At 50.1% G+C, this 24191-nt stretch carries 20 protein-coding genes; all 20 read left to right on the top strand.

What is annotated here, in order from left to right:
• Positions 1-47: 47 nt before the first annotated feature.
• The 20 genes from HPY31_RS15720 (at position 48) to HPY31_RS15625 (ending at position 24191) form a co-directional block, all read left to right on the top strand.
• Positions 48-620: a Pvc16 family protein gene (locus HPY31_RS15720; protein ID WP_047071825.1), complete on the top strand. Its 573-nt coding sequence runs from the start codon at positions 48-50 to the stop codon at positions 618-620.
• A complete protein-coding gene (locus tag HPY31_RS15715; RefSeq protein ID WP_172141470.1) occupies positions 620-1426 on the top strand; it encodes a hypothetical protein in 807 nt (268 codons plus the stop codon). The genes HPY31_RS15720 and HPY31_RS15715 overlap by 1 nt, the downstream gene beginning before the upstream one ends.
• Before the next feature lie 180 nt (positions 1427-1606).
• Positions 1607-3367, top strand: coding sequence for a phage tail sheath subtilisin-like domain-containing protein (locus HPY31_RS15710; protein WP_172141675.1), 1761 nt, complete (start codon positions 1607-1609; stop codon positions 3365-3367).
• Between the two features lie 37 nt (positions 3368-3404).
• The gene (locus tag HPY31_RS15705) at positions 3405-3836 is read left to right on the top strand and encodes a phage tail protein (RefSeq protein ID WP_007721341.1); all 432 of its coding nucleotides are present in this window, start codon (positions 3405-3407) and stop codon (positions 3834-3836) included.
• Positions 3837-3924: 88 nt separating this feature from the next.
• A complete protein-coding gene (locus HPY31_RS15700; protein ID WP_007721338.1) occupies positions 3925-4302 on the top strand; it encodes a hypothetical protein in 378 nt (125 codons plus the stop codon).
• A complete protein-coding gene (locus tag HPY31_RS15695; protein WP_007721336.1) occupies positions 4299-4490 on the top strand; it encodes a DUF6760 family protein in 192 nt (63 codons plus the stop codon). Before HPY31_RS15700 ends, HPY31_RS15695 begins: the two co-directional genes overlap by 4 nt.
• Positions 4491-4495: 5 nt before the next feature.
• Complete coding sequence (locus tag HPY31_RS15690; protein ID WP_016742059.1) at positions 4496-4960, top strand: phage tail protein; 465 nt, start codon at positions 4496-4498, stop codon at positions 4958-4960.
• 33 nt (positions 4961-4993) lie between these two features.
• Positions 4994-8941: a hypothetical protein gene (locus HPY31_RS15685; protein ID WP_172141469.1), complete on the top strand. Its 3948-nt coding sequence runs from the start codon at positions 4994-4996 to the stop codon at positions 8939-8941.
• A complete protein-coding gene (locus HPY31_RS15680; protein ID WP_371811717.1) occupies positions 8942-9634 on the top strand; it encodes a CIS tube protein in 693 nt (230 codons plus the stop codon). It begins immediately after the preceding gene.
• A gap of 7 nt (positions 9635-9641) precedes the next feature.
• The gene (locus tag HPY31_RS15675) at positions 9642-10757 is read left to right on the top strand and encodes a phage late control D family protein (RefSeq protein ID WP_087346445.1); all 1116 of its coding nucleotides are present in this window, start codon (positions 9642-9644) and stop codon (positions 10755-10757) included.
• Positions 10754-11479 (top strand): phage baseplate assembly protein V, encoded by a 726-nt coding sequence (locus HPY31_RS15670; protein WP_172141468.1) that lies wholly within the window; start codon positions 10754-10756, stop codon positions 11477-11479. The genes HPY31_RS15675 and HPY31_RS15670 overlap by 4 nt, the downstream gene beginning before the upstream one ends.
• An 18-nt stretch (positions 11480-11497) precedes the next feature.
• A complete protein-coding gene (locus HPY31_RS15665; RefSeq protein ID WP_172141467.1) occupies positions 11498-11899 on the top strand; it encodes a GPW/gp25 family protein in 402 nt (133 codons plus the stop codon).
• Positions 11900-11946: 47 nt separating this feature from the next.
• On the top strand, positions 11947-15021 hold the full coding sequence (locus HPY31_RS15660) for a putative baseplate assembly protein (protein WP_172141466.1): 3075 nt from the start codon (positions 11947-11949) through the stop codon (positions 15019-15021).
• 17 nt (positions 15022-15038) lie between these two features.
• Positions 15039-17282: a putative baseplate assembly protein gene (locus HPY31_RS15655; RefSeq protein ID WP_172141465.1), complete on the top strand. Its 2244-nt coding sequence runs from the start codon at positions 15039-15041 to the stop codon at positions 17280-17282.
• Between the two features lie 32 nt (positions 17283-17314).
• Entirely contained in the window at positions 17315-19414 is a 2100-nt protein-coding gene (locus tag HPY31_RS15650; RefSeq protein WP_216675669.1) for a phage tail protein, read from the top strand.
• A 36-nt stretch (positions 19415-19450) separates the two neighbouring features.
• Complete coding sequence (locus tag HPY31_RS15645) at positions 19451-21088, top strand: hypothetical protein (RefSeq protein WP_172141463.1); 1638 nt, start codon at positions 19451-19453, stop codon at positions 21086-21088.
• A 78-nt stretch (positions 21089-21166) separates the two neighbouring features.
• Positions 21167-21991: an aldo/keto reductase gene (locus HPY31_RS15640; RefSeq protein ID WP_172141462.1), complete on the top strand. Its 825-nt coding sequence runs from the start codon at positions 21167-21169 to the stop codon at positions 21989-21991.
• A 186-nt stretch (positions 21992-22177) separates the two neighbouring features.
• Positions 22178-22924 carry an IclR family transcriptional regulator gene (locus tag HPY31_RS15635; RefSeq protein WP_015892448.1) on the top strand — a complete coding sequence of 249 codons (747 nt, stop codon included), beginning with the start codon at positions 22178-22180 and terminating at the stop codon, positions 22922-22924.
• A gap of 121 nt (positions 22925-23045) precedes the next feature.
• Entirely contained in the window at positions 23046-23678 is a 633-nt protein-coding gene (locus tag HPY31_RS15630; RefSeq protein WP_172141461.1) for a TetR/AcrR family transcriptional regulator, read from the top strand.
• Between the two features lie 9 nt (positions 23679-23687).
• Positions 23688-24191, top strand: coding sequence for a DUF4188 domain-containing protein (locus HPY31_RS15625; protein WP_172141460.1), 504 nt, complete (start codon positions 23688-23690; stop codon positions 24189-24191).

Here is a 24191-nt window from a genome sequence, read left to right as displayed (position 1 = left end):
ATGTTATGATAAGGGTATTCTGTCAAATAATGTCGAGGTGAACGGGTATTAGCCAGTACACCGCCATTGCCGAAGTAGGAGAGACGCTACTCGCTCTTTTGCGAAAAGAGATGACGCCTGAGCCGATTAGCCAACCGGAGTTGATTGGTCTAAGCTCGCCTGCTCAGCCAGGAGATTTGGCGTTAGCCTTGTTTTTATACGAAATCCGGGAAAGTCAGGAGAGGCAGCACATGATGATCAGTGAAGGTACTGATCAGTTGCGTTATCCCCCAATGACGGTCAATCTATCCTACATATTGACTGCCCATTCCCCAGCAGAACAGCATACCCGCATGCTGGACGAGCACCGCATCCTCGGGCGTGCCATGCAGGTTCTCTACGACAACGCCATTTTGCGTGGCGATCAGCTTCAAGGCTCCCTTGCAAACATGGATACAGAGCTTCGTGTCGTCGTGGAGCAGCCTCCCGTTGATAAACTCATCCAACTCTTTCCACATGTTCCGTACAAGCTATCCATCGGCTACTCGGTAGGGCCGGTTCATATCGATTCCACCCGAGTTCGTTCAACGAAGCGCGTACTGGAACGGGATATTCGCATACGAGGGGAAGGTCATGGTTAATGGATCAGCATTTCCAGGTGCGCATTCGTTCCGTTTTCTCGTATGCCGTCCGTCTGGTGGACATGTATACAAGAGGAGCCCCTTTTCGCTCGAGCTTGTCTGTTCGCTTGGCGAATCATCGACAAGTGCCTGTATGCAAAGGGGACGGATGGTATATTTTTTCTGACTTGCCTGATGGGATATACACGCTCAATATAAGCAGCCGGGAGTATATGGATCGCTCCGTGACTTTCTCCGTGATCACCGGGAGCGCCTCTTACTCCGAACGAATCATTTACTTGCATCCGAGTCCAGCCTATCCATTTCGGGCAGGAGACTCCCTTGTTCGAGGGAGAGCTTGCTTGGAGGATGGTTCTCCAGCTGGTGGTGCCTGTGTGCAGGCTGTCATCTCATATGAGCGAGATGCCCCGGTGAAATTGGCCGAGGACGCTGCCAAAGAGGCCACGGAGCTAATCGTAACCAGTAAAAAGGGTCAAGTCGATTTGGCTGACGCTTTTCTTCTCGAAACATCCACATGCAAAGGGACGATCATTCGTTTTGCAAGTCCCCCAAAAGATCGAGTTTATCCCTTGACCGAACCTCTTTCTCTTGCCTACCCAAGAGGCACTGTCTTACTCCCACTGCTCGAAACGAACTGCGACGACAGAGGAGAATTCGTAGTTGCCCTTCCGTTATTTCTAGAAAAAACTCATGCGCGTATGAAAATTGAAGTGTGGCGGGAAGAAGCCGCTGGTTTTGCCGAGCTTTCCATTCAAGCCAGTACGACCCAATCCATAGGTATCATCCAAATGAACAGACCCAAATAGGGTGATCCGGCAGTTGTTTGGCGTCGGTCCATGACATCCTGCTGCCTGATTATAGAGCAAGACTCACGTATCAAATGGCTTTTTTGTAAGTGATAAAGCAAGTGATGAAAATAATCGGAGGGAGGGACTGATTGCAGGGTTCTGCTTTTGATACATGCGGAACTCTCCAATCAGGTTACGATGCCAGAGTACTTATCACCAGGGGTGTATGTCGAGGAATTTGATAGTGGCCCCGTTCCCATGGAGGGAGCGAGTACGAGCACGGCCGGTTTTATCGGGCTGGCCCAAAAAGGACCCGTTGCAGGATTGCCTGAGCTGATTACAGGTGTCAATGATTTCCGCAAGTTGTTCGGTTCCTATTTGTCTGAAAATGCGTTTGGCGAATACCGCTATCTCGCTTATGCGGTGGATCACTTCTTTCTGAATGGAGGCTCCCGTTGTTATGTGATGCGGGTAGCGCCAGCAGATGCGAAGCCGGCTTCCAATGAAGGCAACAGCGAAGGGGCAGTCCTTCGGATTACGGCCAAAAACCCGGGTGCATGGGGAAATCAAATCCGCGTTCATTTGATTCCGTCGAGCAAGGCAAAAACACAGATTTACGAGCAGCTTGGTGAGGCCCCTAAATACCGCGTGAAAAACAGTGCAGGCTTTCAACCGGGTGATGTCGTTTCTTTCTATGACGGTGAGACCAAGCAGTACAGCGAAGTAGTTTCATCCCAAGACAATGTGATCGAGCTGTCAGCCGTGCTTACAGGTGATGTCATCGATAACAATCTGCTACCGGTCAAAATTTTGTCCACATGTGAATTCACGGTGCAAGTCTTCTACAACGATGAGGCCGAAGAGTTCGACAAATGCTCGCTCAATATCTCTGCTGCCAATCATGTCAGCAAGCTTCTGGCCAAAAGCAATATCGTAGAGGTCGAAGCGGGTGCCGCCCCTGCGAGCTCAGAGGTCATACCGCCTTTTACCGTCATTTCAGGGATGGCGGAAGAAACTCAATCTGAGGGTGGAAAGACGGAATTCGGTCTGTATCAAATCTCATTGGCAGGGGGCAGCGACGGTTCTGTCGCCAATCTGTCGGCGGGCGAATACATGGGGGAGGATCATGGACCGGGAAAACGTACCGGAATCCAAGCCTTCATTGATAATGACGAAGTGAGCATTATGGCCATTCCTGGCGTAACAGACCCGAATGTGCAGCTCGCGCTTGTGGCTCATTGTGAAAACCTGAAAAGCCGCTTTGCCATCCTCGATATCCCACGCGACAAGAAAAAAGTAAGCGATGTGTTGACGCATCGCAATATTTTCGATACGCAATACGCTGCCATCTACAACCCTTGGCTGCAAGTGTTCGATCCGCTGGACAAGCGTAACATCTACATTCCGCCATCAGGCTCCATGGCTGGCATTTACGCGCGCTCGGACAACACCCGCGGCGTCCATAAGGCCCCGGCAAACGAGGTCGTACGCGGCTGCACAGGACTGGATTGCCAGTACAATACGGGCGAGCAGGATATTTTGAATCCGAAGGGAGTCAACCTGATTCGTGCGTTTACCGGTCAAGGAATTCGCGTCTGGGGTGCGCGGACGATGTCATCCAACGGGCTATGGAAGTACATAAACGTGCGCCGTCTGTTCATTTTCCTCGAAGAATCGATCAAAAACGGGACAAACTGGGTGGTATTTGAGCCAAATGACGAGCGGTTGTGGGCCCGGGTCCAACGCACGATCGATTCTTTCCTGACGCGAGTTTGGCGAGATGGCGCATTGATGGGCTCAAGCCCGCAGGAAGCCTTTTACATTCAAATCGGCAGAAGCACGATGACACAGGATGATATCGACAATGGCAGATTGATCTGCGTGATTGGTGTAGCTCCTGTCAAACCAGCTGAGTTCGTCATCTTCCGTATTACGCAAAAAACATCTGATCAGCAATAATTCACGAGGAAAAACAGTGTGAAGAAAGGGGTACAGTATGGCAGATCGCAAGGATCCATACCGCAAGTTTCGGTATCGGGTAGAGATGGACGGTATTCAGCAGGCAGGATTTAGTGAGGTGTCGGGCTTTGATGCGTCTGTGGACGTAGTCGAGTATCGTGAAGGCAATGAGGTGATTACACCGCGCAAGCTCCCCGGCTTGGCGAAGTACGGGAACATCACGCTGAAATGGGGCGTAACAGATTCGATGGATTTGTACAACTGGATGCAGGACACCATCCAGGGCAAGGTCGCACGCAAAACCGTAACGATCATTGCCATTAACGAAGCCGGAGATGATGTCGCTACATGGAAGGTCATCGAAGCATGGCCGACCAAATACACGGCCCCTGATTTTAACGGTACGTCCTCAGAGGTAGCAATTGAGCAGTTGGAAATCGCCCATGAAGGAATGACACGCACGAAATAAGAGAAGATCCGAAAGCCAAAGAGTGGCAAGGAAAAGAGGTTTTTCTTTGTCACTCTTGCTGGCCTCGGGTGATGAGGAGGATGACACCATGGCATTTAAAACGGAATACGAATTTGAGCTCCCGCGCGGCTATGTGGATGAAGAAGGAAACCTGCACAAGCGGGGCGTCATGCGCTTGGCGACGGCTGCCGACGAGATTTTGCCGATGCGTGATCCGCGTGTCCAGCAAAATCCCGGCTACTTGACGATTATTTTGCTGACGAGAGTGATTACCAAGCTGGGAGATGTACGGGGAATTGACACAAGAGTGGTGGAGCGGCTGTTTACGGCGGATCTCGCGTACCTGCAAAACCTGTACAGACAAATTAATGAATTGGACAGCTCGATGTTCAAGACATCTTGTCCGAAATGCGAGCATGAATTTCAGGTAGATATGGCTTTTTCAGGGGCGCTGGAGGGAGTATGAGTGGGTATCCCGTCGACAAAATCTATGAAGAAGCCGCCTTCATCGCCTACTATTTTCACTGGCCTCACGACGAGATCATGTCGATGGAACACAAGGAACGGCGGCGCTGGTGTGAAGAGATATCCGCTATCAATCGCAAGCAAAATGACGAACCCGAAAATGTTTTTGATGTGTTCAAGCGGAGGTGATTCTGGTGTTCGCCAATGAGAATCCGTATTACACCAACCTCCGATTTCGTGTGGACTTTCTTCCGTTTGGATTGGAGATGGATGGCATCTGGGTCGCAGGATTTAGTGAAGTGTCCGGATTGGCCGTCGAAACAGAGCTGGAGGAGTATCAAGAGGGCGGGGTAAACCATTTCGTCCACAAGCTGCCGAAACGCAGCAAGTTTCCCAATCTCGTCTTCAAACGAGGGTTTGTGAGATCAAATGAGCTGTGGCGATGGTATGAGGACTTCCACTTTGGCCCGCCAGAAAAGCGCAAGCGCAAGCAAGGGGCAATCATTCTTATGGACGCAAACGGAAATGATGTGGGGGCTTGGGCGTTTGAAGGGGCTTATCCGGTCAAGTGGGTTGGACCCGAGTTTCGGGCCACGCATGGTGAAGTAGCCGTTGAGACATTGGAAATCGTGCACCACGGCTTAAAGTCGTATTTTTAAGCCTTATCCCGTCTGCAAGGAGCAAAAGAAACGATGATAACGATCAAGGCGCTCCCACTTTCGCGTCGTCCATCACTGCAGCCAAGGGCATCCAGTCAAGGCTTTGCACAGAGCATCATGCAGAAGTATCGGCACGCGGAAGGTCGCGATCCCGGCTACCTCGCTTTGATCCATCGTGATTTTTCGCCGAGTATCGGAGAGCAGGAAAACTACTTTCATCAGACCTTCATTCATGTGCGCATGCAAGTACAAGTGGACTCCTACCTCGGATTGAATCGAGAAAGGTTGCCGAACGGACAGGCTGGCTTATCAGGGGCAAAAGAGCGCGTGGTGATAACGCAAGCATCTGGATCAGGACGAAAAGCACAACACACTACTTTGATACAGGAGCTTTTTCGGAAGTGGGAGTCGTCCAAAATAATCGAGAAGGTTTACCTGCCGCAGATAACGGTTGTCTCAAACGGAAGAGATAGATATCGCTGGTCTAGCTATGTTCAATCTGCGGTTCAGCGAGGAAGCTCACTTGAGAAATGGCTTCCGCTTGGGCGGTTTAAAGAGCAGATACACTCGGCCGAATTTGCCTTGCCTCTTTTGAAAGCAATGGTTTCAGACAGCAAGGAAACCGTACGCGAAAGTTTTTGGACGCCTGAGACTCGCTATGTGTCGCCGGAATTATGGGTACACACAGCACGTAAGGGTGATTCTGGTGAACTCAGGAGTTTGCAATATGAACGTGAACGGATACCGCTTGAGACAGCAACAAGTGTAGATGCGATTTCGATTCCACGTCATAGAGCAATGCGTTTTGGCGAAGTCCGATTCGAACAATCTGGAGCCCGCTACTTTTTGCAGTTGATCCGCAAAAGAATGGAACCAGAGATGGGGACGTGGTCTTTTCCTCATTTGCTAAAAAGAGCAGAAGGACGGGCTGCGAGTTCTTTCTTGGATCGCTCGGTGTGGACAGTGCAAGCCGGAATTGATGGCAGAAATATCACGAGACGAATCGTTCGTGAAAGTAAAAATGCATTTTGGTCTGTAGCTTCCCAGCAGACTGAACTTTGGGGTCGCAGGTGGAAAAACCTGAGTCTGTACTGGCAGCATAGTCGAGAAACATCGTTACCAAGGACGATGATCGCGCATCCACGTCTACGTGTTCTACAGCCGATTGTTTTCCCGAGAAGCCGTCAGAATCCGCAAGCAAAAAGCGAGTGGATGCTAGAACAGAGGATACTTCAGAGCCATGAGTTTTCGAGGATGTTCTCGTTTTTATTGCCTCGTATGCTTCATCGAGCGGATGCTGGTCGGTTTAAACAGCTGTTCCATTTGGTTCAACGGTTTCCAAAGGCAGAAAGTGAACGTGGGCTAACCGTGCTCGGTTCTCGACAGAGGTTGAAACAGCTACGGAGCAGGTGGGAAGAACAGTCGAGCACTTTGTTGCATGGGTTGCGCCAGATTGTCCTTGGCCAAGAGCAACTAGCAACCATGTTGGTGTCTCGGGGTGAGCAGAAACCGCCTAGCATTACATTACACACGTTGCAACAGCTTCCTTTCGAAACGATGGCGACAAGGAATCAAAGGAATCAGCGGACATACGAGTTGCTTCAACAGCTAATATCACAGGAATCCAGGTTGAACGAGATTGCTAGGGAGCAGTCCATTCGCTTGGAATCAAGCCATGAGCAAACTCATTTTGGCAAAACGAGCACCATCTCTGCCATGTTCCCTACTTCGTATCGGCAGCCTGACATGCTTCAGCAAGAATGGCGGACGGGTTTGTCCTTACACCTTTTACACACCATGCAGGGGCTACCGTTCCCATTGCAACCAGCCCGTATCACCGATAGCTCCCAAACAGTTCCGCTTCTCTCGCAGTCAATTGTCAGGAAGTCGATTACTGCTTATTGGATTGAGAGCTTCTGGTCTGGCATCGATCCTGTTTTCTTTGAAAAACGAGGATGGTTGAACCTGCCGTTGATGAAGGAAAATCTTGCAACTCATAACGAAATTGAGCGTGAGCCAGCTGGTATAGCAAGTACTGCACAGTTTGTATGGGAGCGCTTCGTGCCTGTCTTCCGTGTGAATCGCTTCGCGCCTATCTTCCATACAAATCGCCAACGCTGGCAAACGTTACAGAATCGTATCGTCAGTACTACCCACCACAAGTCAAACGGGAAGTCTGTGATGGAGTGGGTGCATCTTCAACAGATGGCGGCAAAACAGCTCAGAACAAGGGAGCTCCATATTGCTAGATCTCATGCGCCAAGGAACCTTTTATATGAGCCAGGGAAGCAATCTCTGTATCCTGCTGCAAGTACACCTGAAGGCATCTCCCAACCATTTTTCCAGCCAGCTATTCATTTTCTGCAAAATAAGCACCTTTTTCAGATGTCATACGAGATGGTACGTCAGCTACTGGCGGTTCAGGTTGGGAAGGACAAGCAGACAGATGTCGCCTTCTCTTTCGCCAAGAATCAAGAAAAGTTTAGTCTACCGGGACGAAAAGCGACGATCTCAATGGTAAACGAGCATGAGCATCGTCCAATACGGCACACCATCTTCTTAAATAACCAGCGGAGCACAAGCCGATCACTCGTGCATACTCGTCGTCATGATCAGGAGGCACTTTTCCTCAGGTTGAACCGCTTTGGTCCTGCAATGCTTCGTGCCACAGAGTGGATTGGACCCGGAGGAGCAGATGATCAGCGATTGTACAACACGCCTGCGAAGCCGTTTTTTATAAGAGAGGACGTCTTTGACAGGAACTCATTGCGACGGATAGCTGCTGGATGGAGTGCGGAACTAGGACTTACGATCCTCTTGCAAAAAAGTGCAAAGCTTGCAGCGATGAGCGAGTTTGTAAAGCTCGCATCAACAAGTGGGTTTGCAAAGCTAGGCACCTCAAGCACAAGTGGGAAAGCTCTACCAATTAGTGAAAAGCAATCGAATGATCAGTCAAGGTCTCGCATGGGCGAAAGCAATCCATTACGAGAAAGCCGTCAATCTCGTGAAATCAGTCACTCTCGCTTCTTTCAGCAAACAGCCAGCTTGTGGACAAGCTTCCTTGCCCTACGTGTCCATCCTTATCTTCAAGTCATGGAGCAAATCAGAAAAGCAATCCAGACTGATTTCCGGACAGAAGCATATGTACAGAACCATCATTCATTCTTGACTGTTTTGAATCGTCACGATGCACAAATGGTTGTTCAGAAACAGTGGGGATTACCCCATATCCCTGTGCATCAAAGCAAGTTGGCGCCCGACAGTTTCATGCATGAGAGTGGAAGCAGTCGTGCAAGAAAACCACTACAACAAAAAGATCGATTTAACAGCTTGGAGCCATTATCTCACCATCATCCAATCAGCTCGGCTCCATTCTCGAGAGAAACATCGATTGATTTTGTCTTGGACAGACTGCATGCCAGACAACTTAGTCGCCGCAGACTTTTCCAACAAATCAACCATGATCAGACTCTGATGGTCAACCAGAAGAGACAGACGATCAATCGGTTAACGAGTGATAAGACACAGGAGATCGTGGTTCGAGATGCTAGGCTCATGTCGCTGCAAAGACCAGAGATATTCAATCTACAGTCAACAGCAATGACGATGCAGTCTTCACTCCTGAAACGAATGCAACAAGCGCAAAGAACACCTGGAGAATCCGAGCAGCGTTCCCTGTCCGAAAACGCAACGCATATTCATCGCCGAGCGTTACGCAAAGAAGACAGCCACACAAGCCCTGTTGCTACCGTTCAGTCGCCACCGTCCATGGAGTATTTGCGCAAAAGCATCCCTCCTCAAGAAACCGCAGTGCAGCAGGCGACAACACTTCCATTCCAGCGACAAGTCGATCTACAGGTGCAAGAGAGGACTGCCAATCAGACGCCGTTATCCCCACAAGAGGTGGATCGATTGATGGATAAAATGATGAAGGAGCTGGACAAGCGCCTCACGCAAGAGCGGCAGCGACGAGGTCTATAAGTGGGATTTGCCGTACTCACAGACGACTATTTCTTCGATAAAGAGAGGCAAAAGCCAATGATGGGTCAGGAGAAAAAGGCCAAAATTTTAGTGGATCGCAACGGGCAAGGTGACTTCAAAGAGAGTATTTCCGTTCTCTTTAACCCTTCGGAATACAAGGTCGATGCTTCCAATAACTACTCTTGGCAAAAAATATTGGGGCAATCGGTACCAGTCGGGATGTTCACGAGCGGTGATATCGAGACATTATCAGTCGACTTGTTTTTTGATACCTACGAAGCTGGGGTAGATGTGCGTGCATTCACGAATCAAGTGCTGGGACTGATGGCCGTAGAAAAGAAAATCAGTACGCCGCCCCTATGCAAATTCGTCTGGGACAGCTTTCAATTCACCGGTGTTGTCGAGAAGGTTTCGCAGCGGTTTACGATGTTTCTCGATCAAGGGACACCGGTACGAGCTACGTTAGGCGTCACCTTTAAAGGCACGAGCGTGAAAAAGTCCGCGGACGATATCGGGGCCGCAAGAGAAAAGGTCGCACAACAAACGGTCAACCAAGGAGACCAGCTGCACTTGATGGCGTATCGCTCGTACAATGATGCGTCGAAATGGCGTAACATTGCGAACGCCAATCAGATCGACAATCCCAGACTTCTAAAACCGGCTACTACCCTACATGTGCCACTAGTGAGGTGACGAAGGCATGAGCGAATTGAAATTGACGACAGACCGCCATTCCTTTGATGACCTGCGCCAAACGTACAACAACTTTCATTCCCCAGCCTTGGAAATACTCGTTGGAGGGAAAAAGCTCATCAGCCAGGTAGGTGTCGCCATTACGAAAGCAACGATTAACTCTAGCCTGGAAGGTAAAGCAGATACGTTCTCGTTTTCGGTAACGAATGCTTTTGATACGGCAGCGTGGGAGTTCCGCTGGGTAGATGACTATTTGGTTCCTGGAAATGAAATTGAAATTCAGCTAGGCTATGGAACCGAGCTATCCAGCCTCTTTTACGGACATATTACAGCCGTTTCGTTTTCATGCGAGGAGACGCCTACCATAACGGTAAAAGGGATGGACAAATCGTTCCTGCTTATGGTCGATAACAAGTCTACCGCCTGGAATAAAAAGAAATACAGCGATGTCGTGAAAGAGTTGGGACAAAAATACGGCTTGTCGACGCATGTGGATGATACGGTTCAGACAATCGAGACCATTACCAAGACGGTGTCAGAGACTGACTTTCAGTTTATCAATCGTCTTGCGAAAATTTGTAATTACGACTTTTTTATCGTCGGGAAGAACTTGTATTTCCGTAAGCCACTGAGCAACATGACGCCGGTCCTTACCTTGATTTGGGGAGTTTCGTTGCGCAGCTTTTCCGTCGATGTCAACATTGCTTCTCAAGCCTCCTCCTATACGGTGCGATGGGTAGACAAGGACAAAACAACGGTGCTTCAGGAAGCGAAAGCAACGAGCGCAGATATCGGGAAGCTCGGGACGAATTCGAAGACAAGCGCTGATCTGCTGCGAGCAATCGGTGATTATTTTGATAAATACGAGTCTACGAAAAAGCTGGACTCACCTGAGGAGATAAAAGCAGTCGCCAAGGCACGCCTGAATCAACTCGCCATGAACCTTCTCGACGGCAACTGTGAGGCCATTGGTCTGCCAGAAATCCGTGCTGGCCGTTATATCACACTAGAGGGCATGGGGAAAAAGCTGAGTCAACCTTATTACATCACATCTGTCACACACACCATCGATGTGGCATCTGGCTATGTCACAACGTTTCAAGTGAAGGGAAATACGATATGAGCTTTGATCATTGGTTCTACCAGGATGAAATCACAGAAGAAGAACGGGCAAGGATCCACGGTGTCATTGTCGGCATTGTGACGAACAACGAAGACCCGGAAAAGCTCTCGCGTGTAAAGCTGAAGCTGCCACTGGTGGATAACGAGCGGGAGACAGATTGGGTGCGAATTGCCACGCTTTTTGCAGGAAAAGATCGCGGCAGCCTGTTTATTCCGGAGGTAGGCGACGAGGTGCTGGTCGCTTTTCACTGGGGAGATGTACGCGAGCCATTTGTGATCGGGATGTTATGGAATAAGGAAAACAAAGGCCCGGAAATGGCGGAGAAAAACAACATCCGAAAAATCACGACTCGAGCAGGCCATGAAGTGATTTTTGGCGATGATCCGAATGACGGGAAGATCACGATTGCCACGAAAATAGGACAACAGGTGGAGCTGTCGGACAAGGATGAGAGTATTGTGCTGACGGAGAGCAGCGGAAACAACCAAATCTCCATCAAAGGCGGCAGCGCCAATGAAGTTACGGTGAAGAGCGGCTCAAGTACGATTACGTTGAATGCAAAAGGGCAAGTGACCATTCAGTCAGACACATCACTAACAATCAAGTCCACCCAGCTAAATCTGGAGGCGCAGGGTGCCATGTCGATTAAAGCAGGAGCGTCCCTGAACATCAAATCTGATGGCATTGTTGCCATCAACGGTTCGGTGATCAAATTGAATTAATTCGTAGGGGGGGATTCCATGCAGCAGCCATTCGGTGAAAAAGGATGGAAGTTCCCTATTCAGGTGGATCAGGCTACAGGCCGTATTCGTTTGTCCGACTACGAGGATGACATTGCAGAAGCGATTCGCATCATTCTTTCCACAGCAAAGGGTGAGCGTGTGATGCGACCGAAATTCGGGAGCGGATTGCAAGGGTTCATGTTTGATGGCACGGACGGAACGAGCCTGGCTTTGCTCCAGTCGGACATCGCAGAAGCGATCATGATCTGGGAACCGCGTGTGCGGGATGTGCAGGTGGAGGCCAAGGTCGACAAGACTCATTCCGAAACGGTGAACGTTACGATCAGTTATACGGTACGTGCGACAAACAAAGGGCATCAGCTGTTGTATCCAGTTCACCGTCTCGGTCCACATGGATAGCGCAAGAATCACAGTCGCGTGAAAAAAAAGGAAGGGAGGTGGGTAATGTGAAGCCACCTTTGGTCGATCCGCGGGATATGCAGGCAGTTATCCGAAAAATGCGCGAAATGGTGCCCTTCTACACACCGGAGTGGCGCTTTACACCAGAAGATCCTGATGCAGGTACGGCTTTATTTTTCCTTTTCGCAGACATGCTGATGAATAATCGTGAGCGTTTGAATCAAGTCCCGGAGCGGAATTTTATCGCTTTTCTCAATATGCTTGGTGTCGGGATGGCTCAGGCAAGACCGGCAGAAACCTTTTTGGCATTTGAATTGAGTACGGGCGTGCAAAAGCCAGTGTGGATTCCAGCGGGCACAAAAGTTTCGGGGAAGTCTGCCCTTGGCGATGAAGTGGTTTTTGAAACCGATCAGCCTATGCTGGCTACCCCCTCTCTCCCAACAGACCTGTTGTTTTCCAATGGCAGTCGAGACTTTTTAACAGATGCAACGAGTTGGCTTGGAACAAATGCACCGCTCCCTCTCTTTGACTGCAAGGCTTTGCCTAATCACCAGGAGCATTGCTGGTATTTGGGACATGAGGACTTGTTTTGTCTAGGAGATCGTGCTTCGATCCAGCTTACGATGGTTTCTAATCAGGAACGCTACCTGGAATCCTTGCTGACAGAGAAGCTAGCAAATCCAGAGCTGGTCGAGTGGACGTATCTGTCAGAGGGCGAATGGGTTTTGTTCGACAAGATCGAGGCGGATCAAAATCGGCTGCGCTTGGAAAAAACGCAGCGGAAAAAATGGGAGTCTAGTCACGTGCAAGGAATCGAAAACCGTTGGCTCCGCTGTAGAGTGAAGTCAGGCATGATTCATGAGTGGATGAAAAATGGCGGGAGCACCTCTCTGACCAAAATCCAGATGAAAACGGATTATTTGCCGACAGATGATCCTGAGGGCCTTGTACCCGACATGCTTTTCTCCAATGATGTGGAGGTTTCTGGGAGTGGTTGCCTTGCGTTTGGCGAGCAGCTCGCACCTTATGGCATGTTTTTTTTGTCCTGTGAAGAGGCGTTGACGAAGCCGGGAAGTACGGTTGCCCTGCGTTTTCGGATGAAGACAGTTCCTTATCCTGCAACGCATCTATCACAACCGGAACCGAAATGGAAATGGATCATGAAGGAATCTTCCTTTGCCCCTCCTGCGACGACACCCGTCACGGTTAGCAAGGTGGTATGGGAGTACTGGAATGGCAGCGGATGGATGGTGCTTCTGTCAGGAGACGACCGTGAGAAGCTGTTTGCCGGCACCGATTCGGATGAGGAGATTGTGGTTGCCTTTACGTGTCCAGATGATTTGCAGCCGACAACTGTGCAATCCCAGTTTGGTTATTGGATTCGTGTCAGAATTCTTCAGGTGGAGGGCTTATATGGTCCGAATCCTGTATACATGGCCCCGCGGCTGGAAGACATGCGCCTGACCTACTCGTACCGAGAGTCCCTGCATGAGCCGGAAGCGATTCTCACACAGAACAACTTGGATTGGCAGCAACTTGTCTGTACAAGCAATCATCAGGCTAGCTTCCAGCCGTTTTTGCCATCCGAATGCCTGCATCCTGCCGTCTACTTTGGATTTGAGCAGCCGCCATTGCAAGGACAGCTCTCTTTCTACTTTTCTTTTCTACCAATAGAAGAATCCCCAGGGGCTGCTCCGGTAATGCAATGGGAGTACAAGCGGGGAGAAGCAGGAGCAACGACTTGGGCCAAGCTGCAAACCATTGATCAGACCGCTGGTTTTACGGAAAGTGGTACCGTGCGTTTCGCTGGTCCTTTTGATATGGAAAAAAGCAAAATGTTTGAACGGGAGCGTTATTGGATTCGTGCCGTCAACGTAGACAATCGTCTGGGAGGAGTCGCTTCGGATACACGACACCCCGTGCTAACCGGCTTTTATCCGAATACGATACGAGCCATTCAACAGGAGACGATTCGCAATGAAATGGCAGAGCGGATAGCAGAGGGCCCACAAGCCGAGTACAGACTGATTCGATATCCCGTCATGGACGAAGAGGTATGGGTAGATGAAACAGGCTTCTTTTTGCCGAGTGAACGTAAGAGCTGGCTGGAGCATCCAGAAAATCGGGTGGACATTCTCTACGATTCTGAAGGGAACGAGCAAAAATGCTGGGTTCTGTGGCAGCGAGTAGAGCATCTGCACGATTCAGGCCCGGATGATCGCCATTACTGTTTGGAGAGTGCTAGCGGAAAAATTTTGTTTGGCGATGGCCGACACGGTAGGGAGCTTCCTCAAACCGGACTCGGTTCCGTGAGGGTGACGTATAAGGTCGGAGGGGGAACAGCAGGAAATCTTCCAGCCGGGCAGTTGAATCAACTGGAACAATCGATTCCGTTTGTCCAAGCTGTCAGCAATCCGGTGCCTGCGAGTGGAGGAAGTAATCGGGAATTGCTGACGGAAGCTTTGCAGCGCGGTCCACAGACAATCAAGCATCGCTATCGAGCGGTGACGGCAGAAGATTTCGAATGGCTCGTCCGTGAAGCGCATCCGGGGATCGTCAAAGTGAAGTGTTTGCCCAATCGGAACAGCCGCCTGCAAAAAGAAGCGGGGCATGTCACTGTGATCGTATTGCCCGCAGCGGGATGCTTTGGCACACCATTTTTGGAGCTTCGGCGTTCTGTCACGAACTACTTGCTGACACATGCGGCAGCGACGATAGCCTCTCCTGAACGGATTCATGTCAGGGAGCCTATTTACCTGGAAATTGCGGTGACAGCAGAGCTGGCAGTGGGGTCTTTGGAGGAAATCGTGGAGGTGGAGCTGGAGACACTCGGCAAGCTCTCGCGATTCCTTGACCCGATATCGGGAAATTTGCACGGTGGGGGCTGGGAAATAGGCCAGCGTGTGCACCCTTCGCTCTTGTTTGCCCTGTTGAAATCCGTAAAGGGCGTCCGCTTTGTAGATCATCTGACCTTGGCTGTATTTCGAACGGAAAATGGGCAACGAAAGGAAATGCTCGCTTCTGAATACGAATCGATCATACATGGGATCGTCACAGAGGGAGCACATCGAATCAGCGTTCGCGTTCACGAAGGACAGGCTGCCTACCCACCCAAACATTGAAAAAGGAAGTGTACGCTATGCTTCCATCCAAGAATCTGGATGATCGCTACTTTGAGGAGATCGTCGAACAAGCAAAAAACGCGATCCCCAAGCTGCAGCCAGAGTGGGGTGATCACCGTCATCACGATCCTGGCATTACGCTTTTGGAGATGTTCGCGTGGTTGATGGAAATGCAGCAATATTATCTCAACCAGATCACGGAAAAGAACGAACGCAAATTTTTGCAGCTCATGGGTGTACACCCAAAGAACCAGTCATGTGCGACGACGGATGTAACGTTTTTCGACGTGTCAGAAGAAGCGATCCTTCCGGAGAAAACGAGATTGTTCGCGGGGAATCTTCCTTTCGAGACGGAACATTCGCTTGTTCTGGTACCAGCCAATCTGGAGCGTGTTCTGGTTCATACAGAAAGCGGGACAGCGGATGTGAGTTCATCCAATGCGCATACTGGTGTTTCCTACTACGCATTCGGCCAGGAACCAAAGATAGGGAACAAGATTTACTTAGGCTTTGATCGGCCGCTGCCAATAGGGAAGGCAGTCTCGATTGGATTGCGCCTGTTTGAGGACTATCCTGTCCCAATCGCCCCGCTTACGCCCACGGCGCTTTTCGTTCCTTCGGCTAGTCTCGAGTGGGAGTACTATGGACAGAACGAGCGCACGCAAGAACCGGGATGGAGTCCGTTACCACTAGTCTCGGATGAAACGATGAATCTCTCCTTTTCGGGACGTGTCCTGATCGAGCTGGAAGGGACAATGAAGCCGCTCATGCTTTACCCCGCCAATGATCGACCTCGATTCTGGCTCTGTGCGACATTGCGTGCAGGTCGATTCGAATTGGCTCCTCGCATGGAAAAAATCGAGTTGAATTCCGTGAGTGTCATCCAACGCGAAACCTTCAGTCAAGTGTGGGAGTTCGATGGAACGGGGCAAGCAGATCAGACGATCGTCCTTTCCAGTTCGCTATCGTATGAAGGCACTGTGGAGGTTCAATGCAAAAAGGGACAACATTGGCAAAGTGGATGGGATCAAGATGAACCAGACCAAGGCGATACAGGCGTATTTTCGTTTCGCGTTTCGCGTGACCCAGCACAGGGCACCACGATGATTGGATTTGGAGGTGCAATGCCTGAAGGTCGCAGAAATATTCGAGTCATCGCTTATCGGATTGACTTTGCAGGGCAACGGTCCATCGGAGAAAGCAGTGGATTGCCACATCAAGTGTTTCGGTTGAACGTCCAATCGATCTTGCCAGAAACGTTTGTTATTCAGGCGGCGCGTCTGGTCGAAAGCAGTCCGTTTCCCGTCTGGGAAGACTGGACGCTGGTCACTGATTTTGACCGATCAGGGCCACAGGATCGCCATTTTATGCTGACTGATGCGGACGGGACAGAAATTGTGTTTGGTAACAATGAGCACGGAGCCATTCCCGAAAGACTGGAAGGCATGGCGAGTATTCGGATCCTATCGTGTCAGACAGGACAAGGGGCGAAGGGGAATGTGCAAGGAGGCCAAATTTCCCGATTCCTTCCACTCGCCCGGCAGCGAACCACCACGCAGGTGACGAATCCACGACCAGCCAGTGGGGGAAGCGAGCGCGAAACGATTGATCAAGCCAAGCGCCGGATGAGAATGGAAGGGAAAAAACCGCAGCGGGCCGTTACAGCAGAAGATTATGAGGCCCTCGCTCTCTCGACACCCGGATTGCGAGTAGCCCGCGCGAAGGCAATCCCTCTGTATAAAGTAGGAGAAATGGGAGCTTCCGAGCAAAACGCAGCCGCTCAAACGACTGTCGTCATCGTCCCTTTTAGCGATCAGCCGACACCACTGCCAAGTGAAGGCTTCCTGCGGACTGTTCGCCACCAATTGGAACAGAGAAGGCTGCTGACGACAGAAGTCCATGTGGCTGCTCCAGCCTATATCAAAGTGACCGTTTTTGCGACAATCGTGGTGGAGTCTGCGCTTGTAGACAAAAAGCAGATGGTGCTACAGGCATTGCAGCGATATTTGACACCTTTGGATCTACACAATCCTTCGACTCACCAAGGAAAGGGATGGGAATTTGGTCGGCCTGTTTATAAAAGTGATCTCTACGAGGTGTTAAACCAGATCGAGGGTGTGCTGTACGTGACGGATTTGTGGGTTTCCGCAGAGGGCACAGGCATCGTCAGGGATGAAGGGGGCGATATTCAGATTCCGCGCCAGGGGCTGGTGTACTCAGGAGAGCATGTTTTAGAGCTCGTTTTGGATAGAGAAAGATAGACGGGACAAACGGAGGAGTGGGCGTGGATACAATGAATCGTTTCTTTTCCCTGAACAATCCATCCGATTGGCAGCGGGGGATCTGGTATAACCTTCACGTCTCCAACGAGGGGATCGCGCTGAACAAATCGCCCGAGTATGTGATCGATCATGTGCATCAGGCTGGGACGACACATCACTCTCGACTCTTGGATTTTGCCATGGCACGCGTTGGTTCATTGCTTTGGTTGGATGAAAGCGGACATATCACGCATTATGATGACGGCAACAACTTCAAGGAGACTGTGTTTCGCGCTGGACGGGGGTTGTTTTCCAAAGACTCGTTTCTCGTCGCTGACGATGAATACGTGTATATCCTCGACCCCGAAGCAAGGCGAAAAGTCGGTGCGTATTCCATAGCCAACGGCCAGTGCATTTGGAGCTGGGAGGAGGGGGAGGAACAGCGGCTTTTTCCTTTGGATGCAGCGCTGGATGAAGAAGGACGTCTTTACATCACGACACCTGTGCTCGTAGATCAAGACAACGAACGGAAGGAAATCGCGGCGGGTACACAAGTCGTCGTCCTTCGGCTAAATCGGGCAGGCAAAATAGACGCTACTTACGCGCATGAGGAATTGAGAGTAAAAGAGACAGCTACACTCCGTGAGATCAGGCGAAGAAGGCTGTTTCGCCTGTCTGTTGCCGAAGCTGGCAAGGCCTATCTCTTTTGGGCACAGACGAATCAAGTGTTTCGGTTCTCTTCGGAAGGCTCCGATGTGTGCACCCTGGCGATCCCGTCAGGCACCAAGCCCGCGGGATTTGCAGTGGGTCCAGGCCCCATTCTCTATGTGGGTGATCGGCGTTCCATCGATTCGGCTCACGATCATACCCGATTCATTTTACGTTTTCAACCAACGGGAGAAGCACTTGCGCCATTGACCAACTACCACGGCCGAGCAGACAAGCTCGTTTTTGATAACCAGCAACGGCTGTATGTTTGGGACGCGCAGAAAAATGTTCTGACGATGATGAGACTCGTCTCCCGAACGTCCAATTTGGATGCCACGGGAATACCGATGGGCATCTACTTCTCTCGTGCATTGGATAGCACAGAATTTGAAACGGTGTGGCATAAATTCACGCTGGAAGCAGACATACCGGAAGAAACACAGTTACTCATCTCGACGTTTTCTTCTGATCGAAAAGAGCATGTGATTGATGGAGCCGTCCGCAATCTGGATGACGTTTTGCTGGCACCCGACATGGACTGGAGAACCAAGCTGCAAAGGACAGCCAATCTATGGTCAGAGCCGGTAATCAACGCTTCAGATGCGCTGTTTCCTTCCGCAAAAGGCCGCTATTTATGGCTCAAAATCGAATGGCTCGGAACGGACCGCCATTCCCCGTTACTCAGGCAAATACGGATTTACTCGCCGCGCGACACATTTTTGCGTTATCTGCCAGCGACTTATCAAAGTGAGCCTGCCAGTGCTGATTTTTTGGAGCGCTTCCTCTCCCTTTTCGGGACGTTTTACTTGGAGCTGGAGGAACAGATTGATACCATCTCACGTTTGTTCGATCCTGATACGACACCGGGAGAGTTCGTCCCTTGGCTGGCTTCTTGGTTGGGGATGGGCAGGGATGAGCATTGGACAGAAGCACAGCGACGAGAGCTGATTCGTCGCGCACCGGAGCTATACGCTGAGCGGGGCACCCGTGCGGGATTGGAAAAGATGGTTCAGCTGTATACCGGGGAACGCCCGATGATCGTGGAGTATTTCCAAATTAGGGACATGAAGGCGATCCCGGAGCTGCACGAGCTAATCTCCTCCTTGTACATGGATCATCCGTATCAATTTTGTCTGATCGTTTCGCAGGAATGCGCGACAACAGAGCGGGAGCAGTCGGTTTTGCAAAAGATTTTGGAAGATCAAAAGCCTGCTTTTACAGAGGCAAAGCTCATCGTTCTGCGCCCGGGCATCTACGCCGACCTCCATAGCTACGTGGGGATTAATTCTTATTTGACGGAGCCGTCGTTCCTTACGCTTGATCAAAATTTGTCTATACCATACAACACGGTGCTAAGTGGGAAGGACCGCAGCAAACGAATCGATTATGACACGAGGATTGGGCTGGATGCAGAGCTGGAGTAAGAAGCCGAGATTTATACGCAAAGTGAGGTGTTCGAGATGAAGAATCTGCGTTATTTTCCACATGAACGGAATGTGTATTTCAAAGGGAAGCTGTTAACCGTCCGAGATTTCGAATCAGAACAGCGCTATTTCAATGACAAGCGTCGACTCACCAATCGGCTGCTTCACGGGGGTGGAGTGGTATGCGGTTTGCAGGTGATCGCTGTGGACGAAAAGCAGATTTCCGTCGAGGCTGGAGTCGCTCTCGATTATCTCGGGAGGGAAATCGTGCTTCCTGAACCGGTGAAGCTGAAGCTGTCCATGATGGAAGGCTTTAGCAACAACGATTACGCAAAAAATGTGTACGTCTGCTTGGCCTATGATGAAAAAGGGAAAGAACAGGTCTTCTCCGTCTCCGAAACCGTCGAGCAGGAAATGGCTGAATACAATCGGGTCGCGGAAGGATATCGGCTTTTTATCAAAGAAGAGGCACCACATCCTGCATCCATCGAGGGGGTACAACTGGTAGAGCAAAGAGTGCTGCTCTATGCAGATCCACAGGTGCGCATTTGGCAGGCAACTCCGCGATACGTCAATCCGGGTGAAGTATTTTCCTTGCAGCTGCACATTGAGAAGACGGTACAAACGTCACGCGTGCAATTCGAATACAAGCTGGATGCACCTGGGCTGACGGTCATGGAAAGCAGTGACGGTAGCGTATCCTTCTTAGAGCCTGTTGACGGGAAAGAGACCGATTACGTCGTCTCCATTCCGATCAAGGCTGGCTGGGATCGCGGTACGGTAGAACTGGCGGTGCTGGGTGGCAAGGCAGAGGTTCAACTCGGCGATCGCTTGGTGTATACCGATCTCGTTTCTGTAGGGAAAATCGAAATCACGCCAGACGATCTGGTAGAGCGGCTCGTATCCGATTACTACAATCGCAAGCTGGATCATGTGACACAGGCGAACGAACAGCCTTTTCTATATTTGGCAAAAGTATGCTTGCTGCAAATGAATGCGACCTATGTGATTGAGAAGGTTGTTCCTGTTCCGTTTGGGGAGTACGTGTATACGCCAGCGCTTTTGCAAAAGCTTGCGTTGCGTGGACAGAAGGGAAGGCCAGTCGAGCAAGGCTCCCATGCGGATTCCATTCGGGTGACCACGCGAGTGAAAGAAATCGCGGCAGGTGATAAGCCGCAGTTCGATGTGAGCTACGATAATCTGGCGTCTGTCTACCAGTTTGAGCTGGGTCTGCCCCGACCAGGAAAGGCAAATGAATACGTAGCAACGGGCGTGGTAGAAATACCGATTGATCCATACTCCTCCAACTGGCCGTTTGGAGTCAAGATCGGCAATCGTTATTTTTCTGAGGAGCTCAAGCATTCTCTCGGAAAAGGGAATGTGTATGTCAGTGCAGGAATCGAGGATTTTCATGCAGATGTGATCGATGAGTTGCTTTCCCAGCATGAGCAAGTGATGTACGGGCATACCGGTGTTTTTGATGATTCGGAGTATGCGACAGATGCAGCGCATTTTGCCGTAGGGGTCATCGTTTATCCGCAGAAAGGAACGTTTCGGATTGGCGTACAGGTGAAGGGACCTGTTCAGACAGATCGGGCGAGGATCAGGTGGTGGGCGATCAAACCGCTGGCAGAGGGGACAGAGGAAGTGGCGTTTCAAGATTCGCAAGAGTAGCAAGGTTTGCTTCATTTTGTATTTATGCTACACTTTCTTAATGTAAGTACATATCAGCGTTAGACGGGAGGAGATCCAATGGCAACACCTATCACAGATCATTCCGTTTTGAACAACGGGGTGAAGATGCCCTGGCTGGGTCTGGGTGTCTGGAAGGCAAAAGACGGAAACGAAACATTGGCCGTCCGCTCCGCGATTGAGGCGGGTTATCGCAGTATTGACACGGCAGCTATCTACGGCAACGAAGCCGGCGTAGGCGAAGGAATCCGTCAAGCCGGGATTGATCGCGATCAATTGTTCATCACGACCAAGGTGTGGAATGCGGATCAAGGCTACGAGTCAACGCTGAAGGCTTTTGATGAAAGTATGAAAAAGTTGGGTACCGATACGCTGGATTTATACCTGATTCACTGGCCCGTAAAAGGCAAGTATGTAGATACATGGAGAGCCTTGGAAAAGCTATACCGCGATGGATATGTACGTGCGATTGGCGTCAGTAATTTTCATAGCCACCACCTCGAGGATTTGCGCCAACATAGCGAGATTATTCCGGTTGTCAACCAAGTCGAGTATCATCCCTTGCTTACCCAAAAAGAGTTGCATGCGTATTGCAGAGAGCACCACATTCAACTAGAAGCATGGAGCCCATTGATGCAAGGAAATCTCGATCATCCTCTCTTGGTAGAATTGGGACAGAAATATGGCAAGTCTCCTGCGCAAATTGTGCTTCGCTGGGATTTGGAAAATCAAGTGGTGACCATTCCGAAGTCGATCACACCAGAGCGGATTCGTCAGAACGCGGATGTTTTTGATTTCACCCTCAGTACAGAGGATGTAGAAAAAATCACTGCCCTAAATGACAACAAGCGTTTTGGGCCAGACCCCGATCATTTTGATTTTTAAAGGGAAAAAATAACAGAAAAAAGGGAAGCCGTAACAGGTCGGCTGCCCTTTTTTCTTTCCATTCTGTAAGCTGACAATCGGATTCGCTCTTTACTATGCTTTATTTTTTCGTATACTGAAAAGTAGCATATTCGTTTCATCAGATGAAACGATCGGAACAAAGTAGGAAGCAGGTGTCAAACACTTATGGAAGAAGAACAAAAAGCAAACGTTCGAGCAGTCGATCGGGCTTTGGATATCCTGCTCTGTTTTACAGACGCGACGGATTTGGGCCTGAGCGAGATAGCGAGTCGACTCTCCTTGCATAAAAGTACCGTGCATCGTTTGCTGGCAACGCTGGAGAACAAAGGGTTTCTGATACGAGATGTCCAGACGGAGAAGTATCGACTTGGGTTTCGAGTTTGGGAGTTATCCGCCAATTTGTCGCAAAACGATGATCCAGCGACATTGCTGCTGCCGGAGATGGAGCGATTGCGGGATTTGGTGGAGGAAACGATCAGTCTGTATGTGCGGGATGGAAACGAGCGGATACGCGTACAGGCAGTCCAAAGCAAGCAGCCGATTCGCAGGGTGGCGCCAATTGGAGCGCGTATGCCACTCGCGGTGGGAGCATCGAGCAAGGTACTCGTTGCTTACGCAGAACCTTTCATTTTGCAGGAAGTGATCAGCGATCCGAATTGGCCTGACTTTGTGAACAAGGAGTCTTTCATTGAGCAATTGGATCAAATCAGGAAGCAAGGCTTCGCGACTAGCGTGGAGGAACGGGAGCTGGGGACAGCAGCCGTAGCCGTCCCGATATTCAACCGCAACGGACAATTGGTAGCGTCTATTGCAGCGTCTGGTCCATCTAACCGCCTGACTCCTGAAAAAATGAGCCAATATGCACCTTATATCATGGAAGCAGCCTACCGAATGGGAAAAATGATGAAATAACGAAGAAGCCAGCACACCGCCACGGAGGTGCTGGTTTTTGTTACTCAAATAAAAAACTTTACTTAAGTTAATTTATGTACTATGATAAACGAAAATAGAAATAAGAAAAAAGGAGTCCAAGATGGCAGAAGCATTATCCCTACGTGAGAAAAAGAAAGCCAAAACCAAATTCGCCCTTCTGGACGCTGCCTTAGAGCTTATAGGCGGCGGGAGCTTCCGAAATGTACTGGTGGATGACATTTGCGAACGAGCAGAGGTGTCGAAGGTCACATTCTTTAAATTTTTCCCGCAAAAGGAAGAGCTCTTGGTTTATTACATGAGCATTTGGCAAGCTGAGTGTTTCATTGAGCTGCAGAGTACTGGCAAGAGAGGCTGGGAAGCGGTGCGGCATATTTTTGCCAAGGTTACAAGCGATGGTGTGAAGCAGCCTGGGATCATGCTTAGCCTTATCAGCTTTTTAGCCGAGCAAAAAATGCACCCGTGTGTACCGATTTTATCTGATGCCGAATTGCATTTGCGCTTCCCCGCACATGAGGAGAGAGAAGCCATTAGAGCTACTGATCTGCATCAACTGTTCCGAAAGTGCGTGCAAGAAGCAGCCGAGGATGGTCAGCTTGCCCTTCACCTGTCGGAGGAGGAAGCCGTTATTTTGCTATTCTCGATGTTTTACGGAGCCTATCTAACGGCACATTTGTTTCATGTGTCTGATTATATGGCTTGTTACGAACTGCATCTCAAATCATTGATAAGGTAGGGGAGTCGGATGGCAAAAGTAGTTCCAGGGCGTTTTACAGCACAAATGGAAGGATCCTTCGTCGTATTTATCATCGGGATGCGAATCAATCGTATGCTTGCGGTTCACAAGTGGGTGCCAGTAGCCAATGCGATGGGAGGCATGATGCGAGAGTTGTATCAGCACCCGGAGCTCGGACTATTGGGGCACACTTCGCATTTTAATTTGCGTGAAATCACCCTGATCCAGTACTGGCGGTCCTATGAGCATCTGGAAAATTACGCGAGAAAAAACCACAATCATTTGAGTGCGTGGAGGAAGTTCAATCAAGCGGTAGGAACGGATGGAACGGTTGGGATCTTTCACGAGACGTACTTGGTCGATGCAGGAAAATATGAATGCCTATACGGAAATATGCCTGTCTGGGGATTGGCCAAGGCGGGTGAGCATCTACCGGCTGTAGGAAAAAGGGAGACGGCACGCCGACGTTTGGGCGGTGAGAACGAGCCAGCAGTTCCTACTCCTATACAATAA

Source organism: Brevibacillus sp. HB1.3, from assembly GCF_013186635.1.
Taxonomy (GTDB): domain Bacteria; phylum Bacillota; class Bacilli; order Brevibacillales; family Brevibacillaceae; genus Brevibacillus; species Brevibacillus brevis_D.
This window is presented reverse-complemented; position numbering and strand designations above follow the sequence as displayed.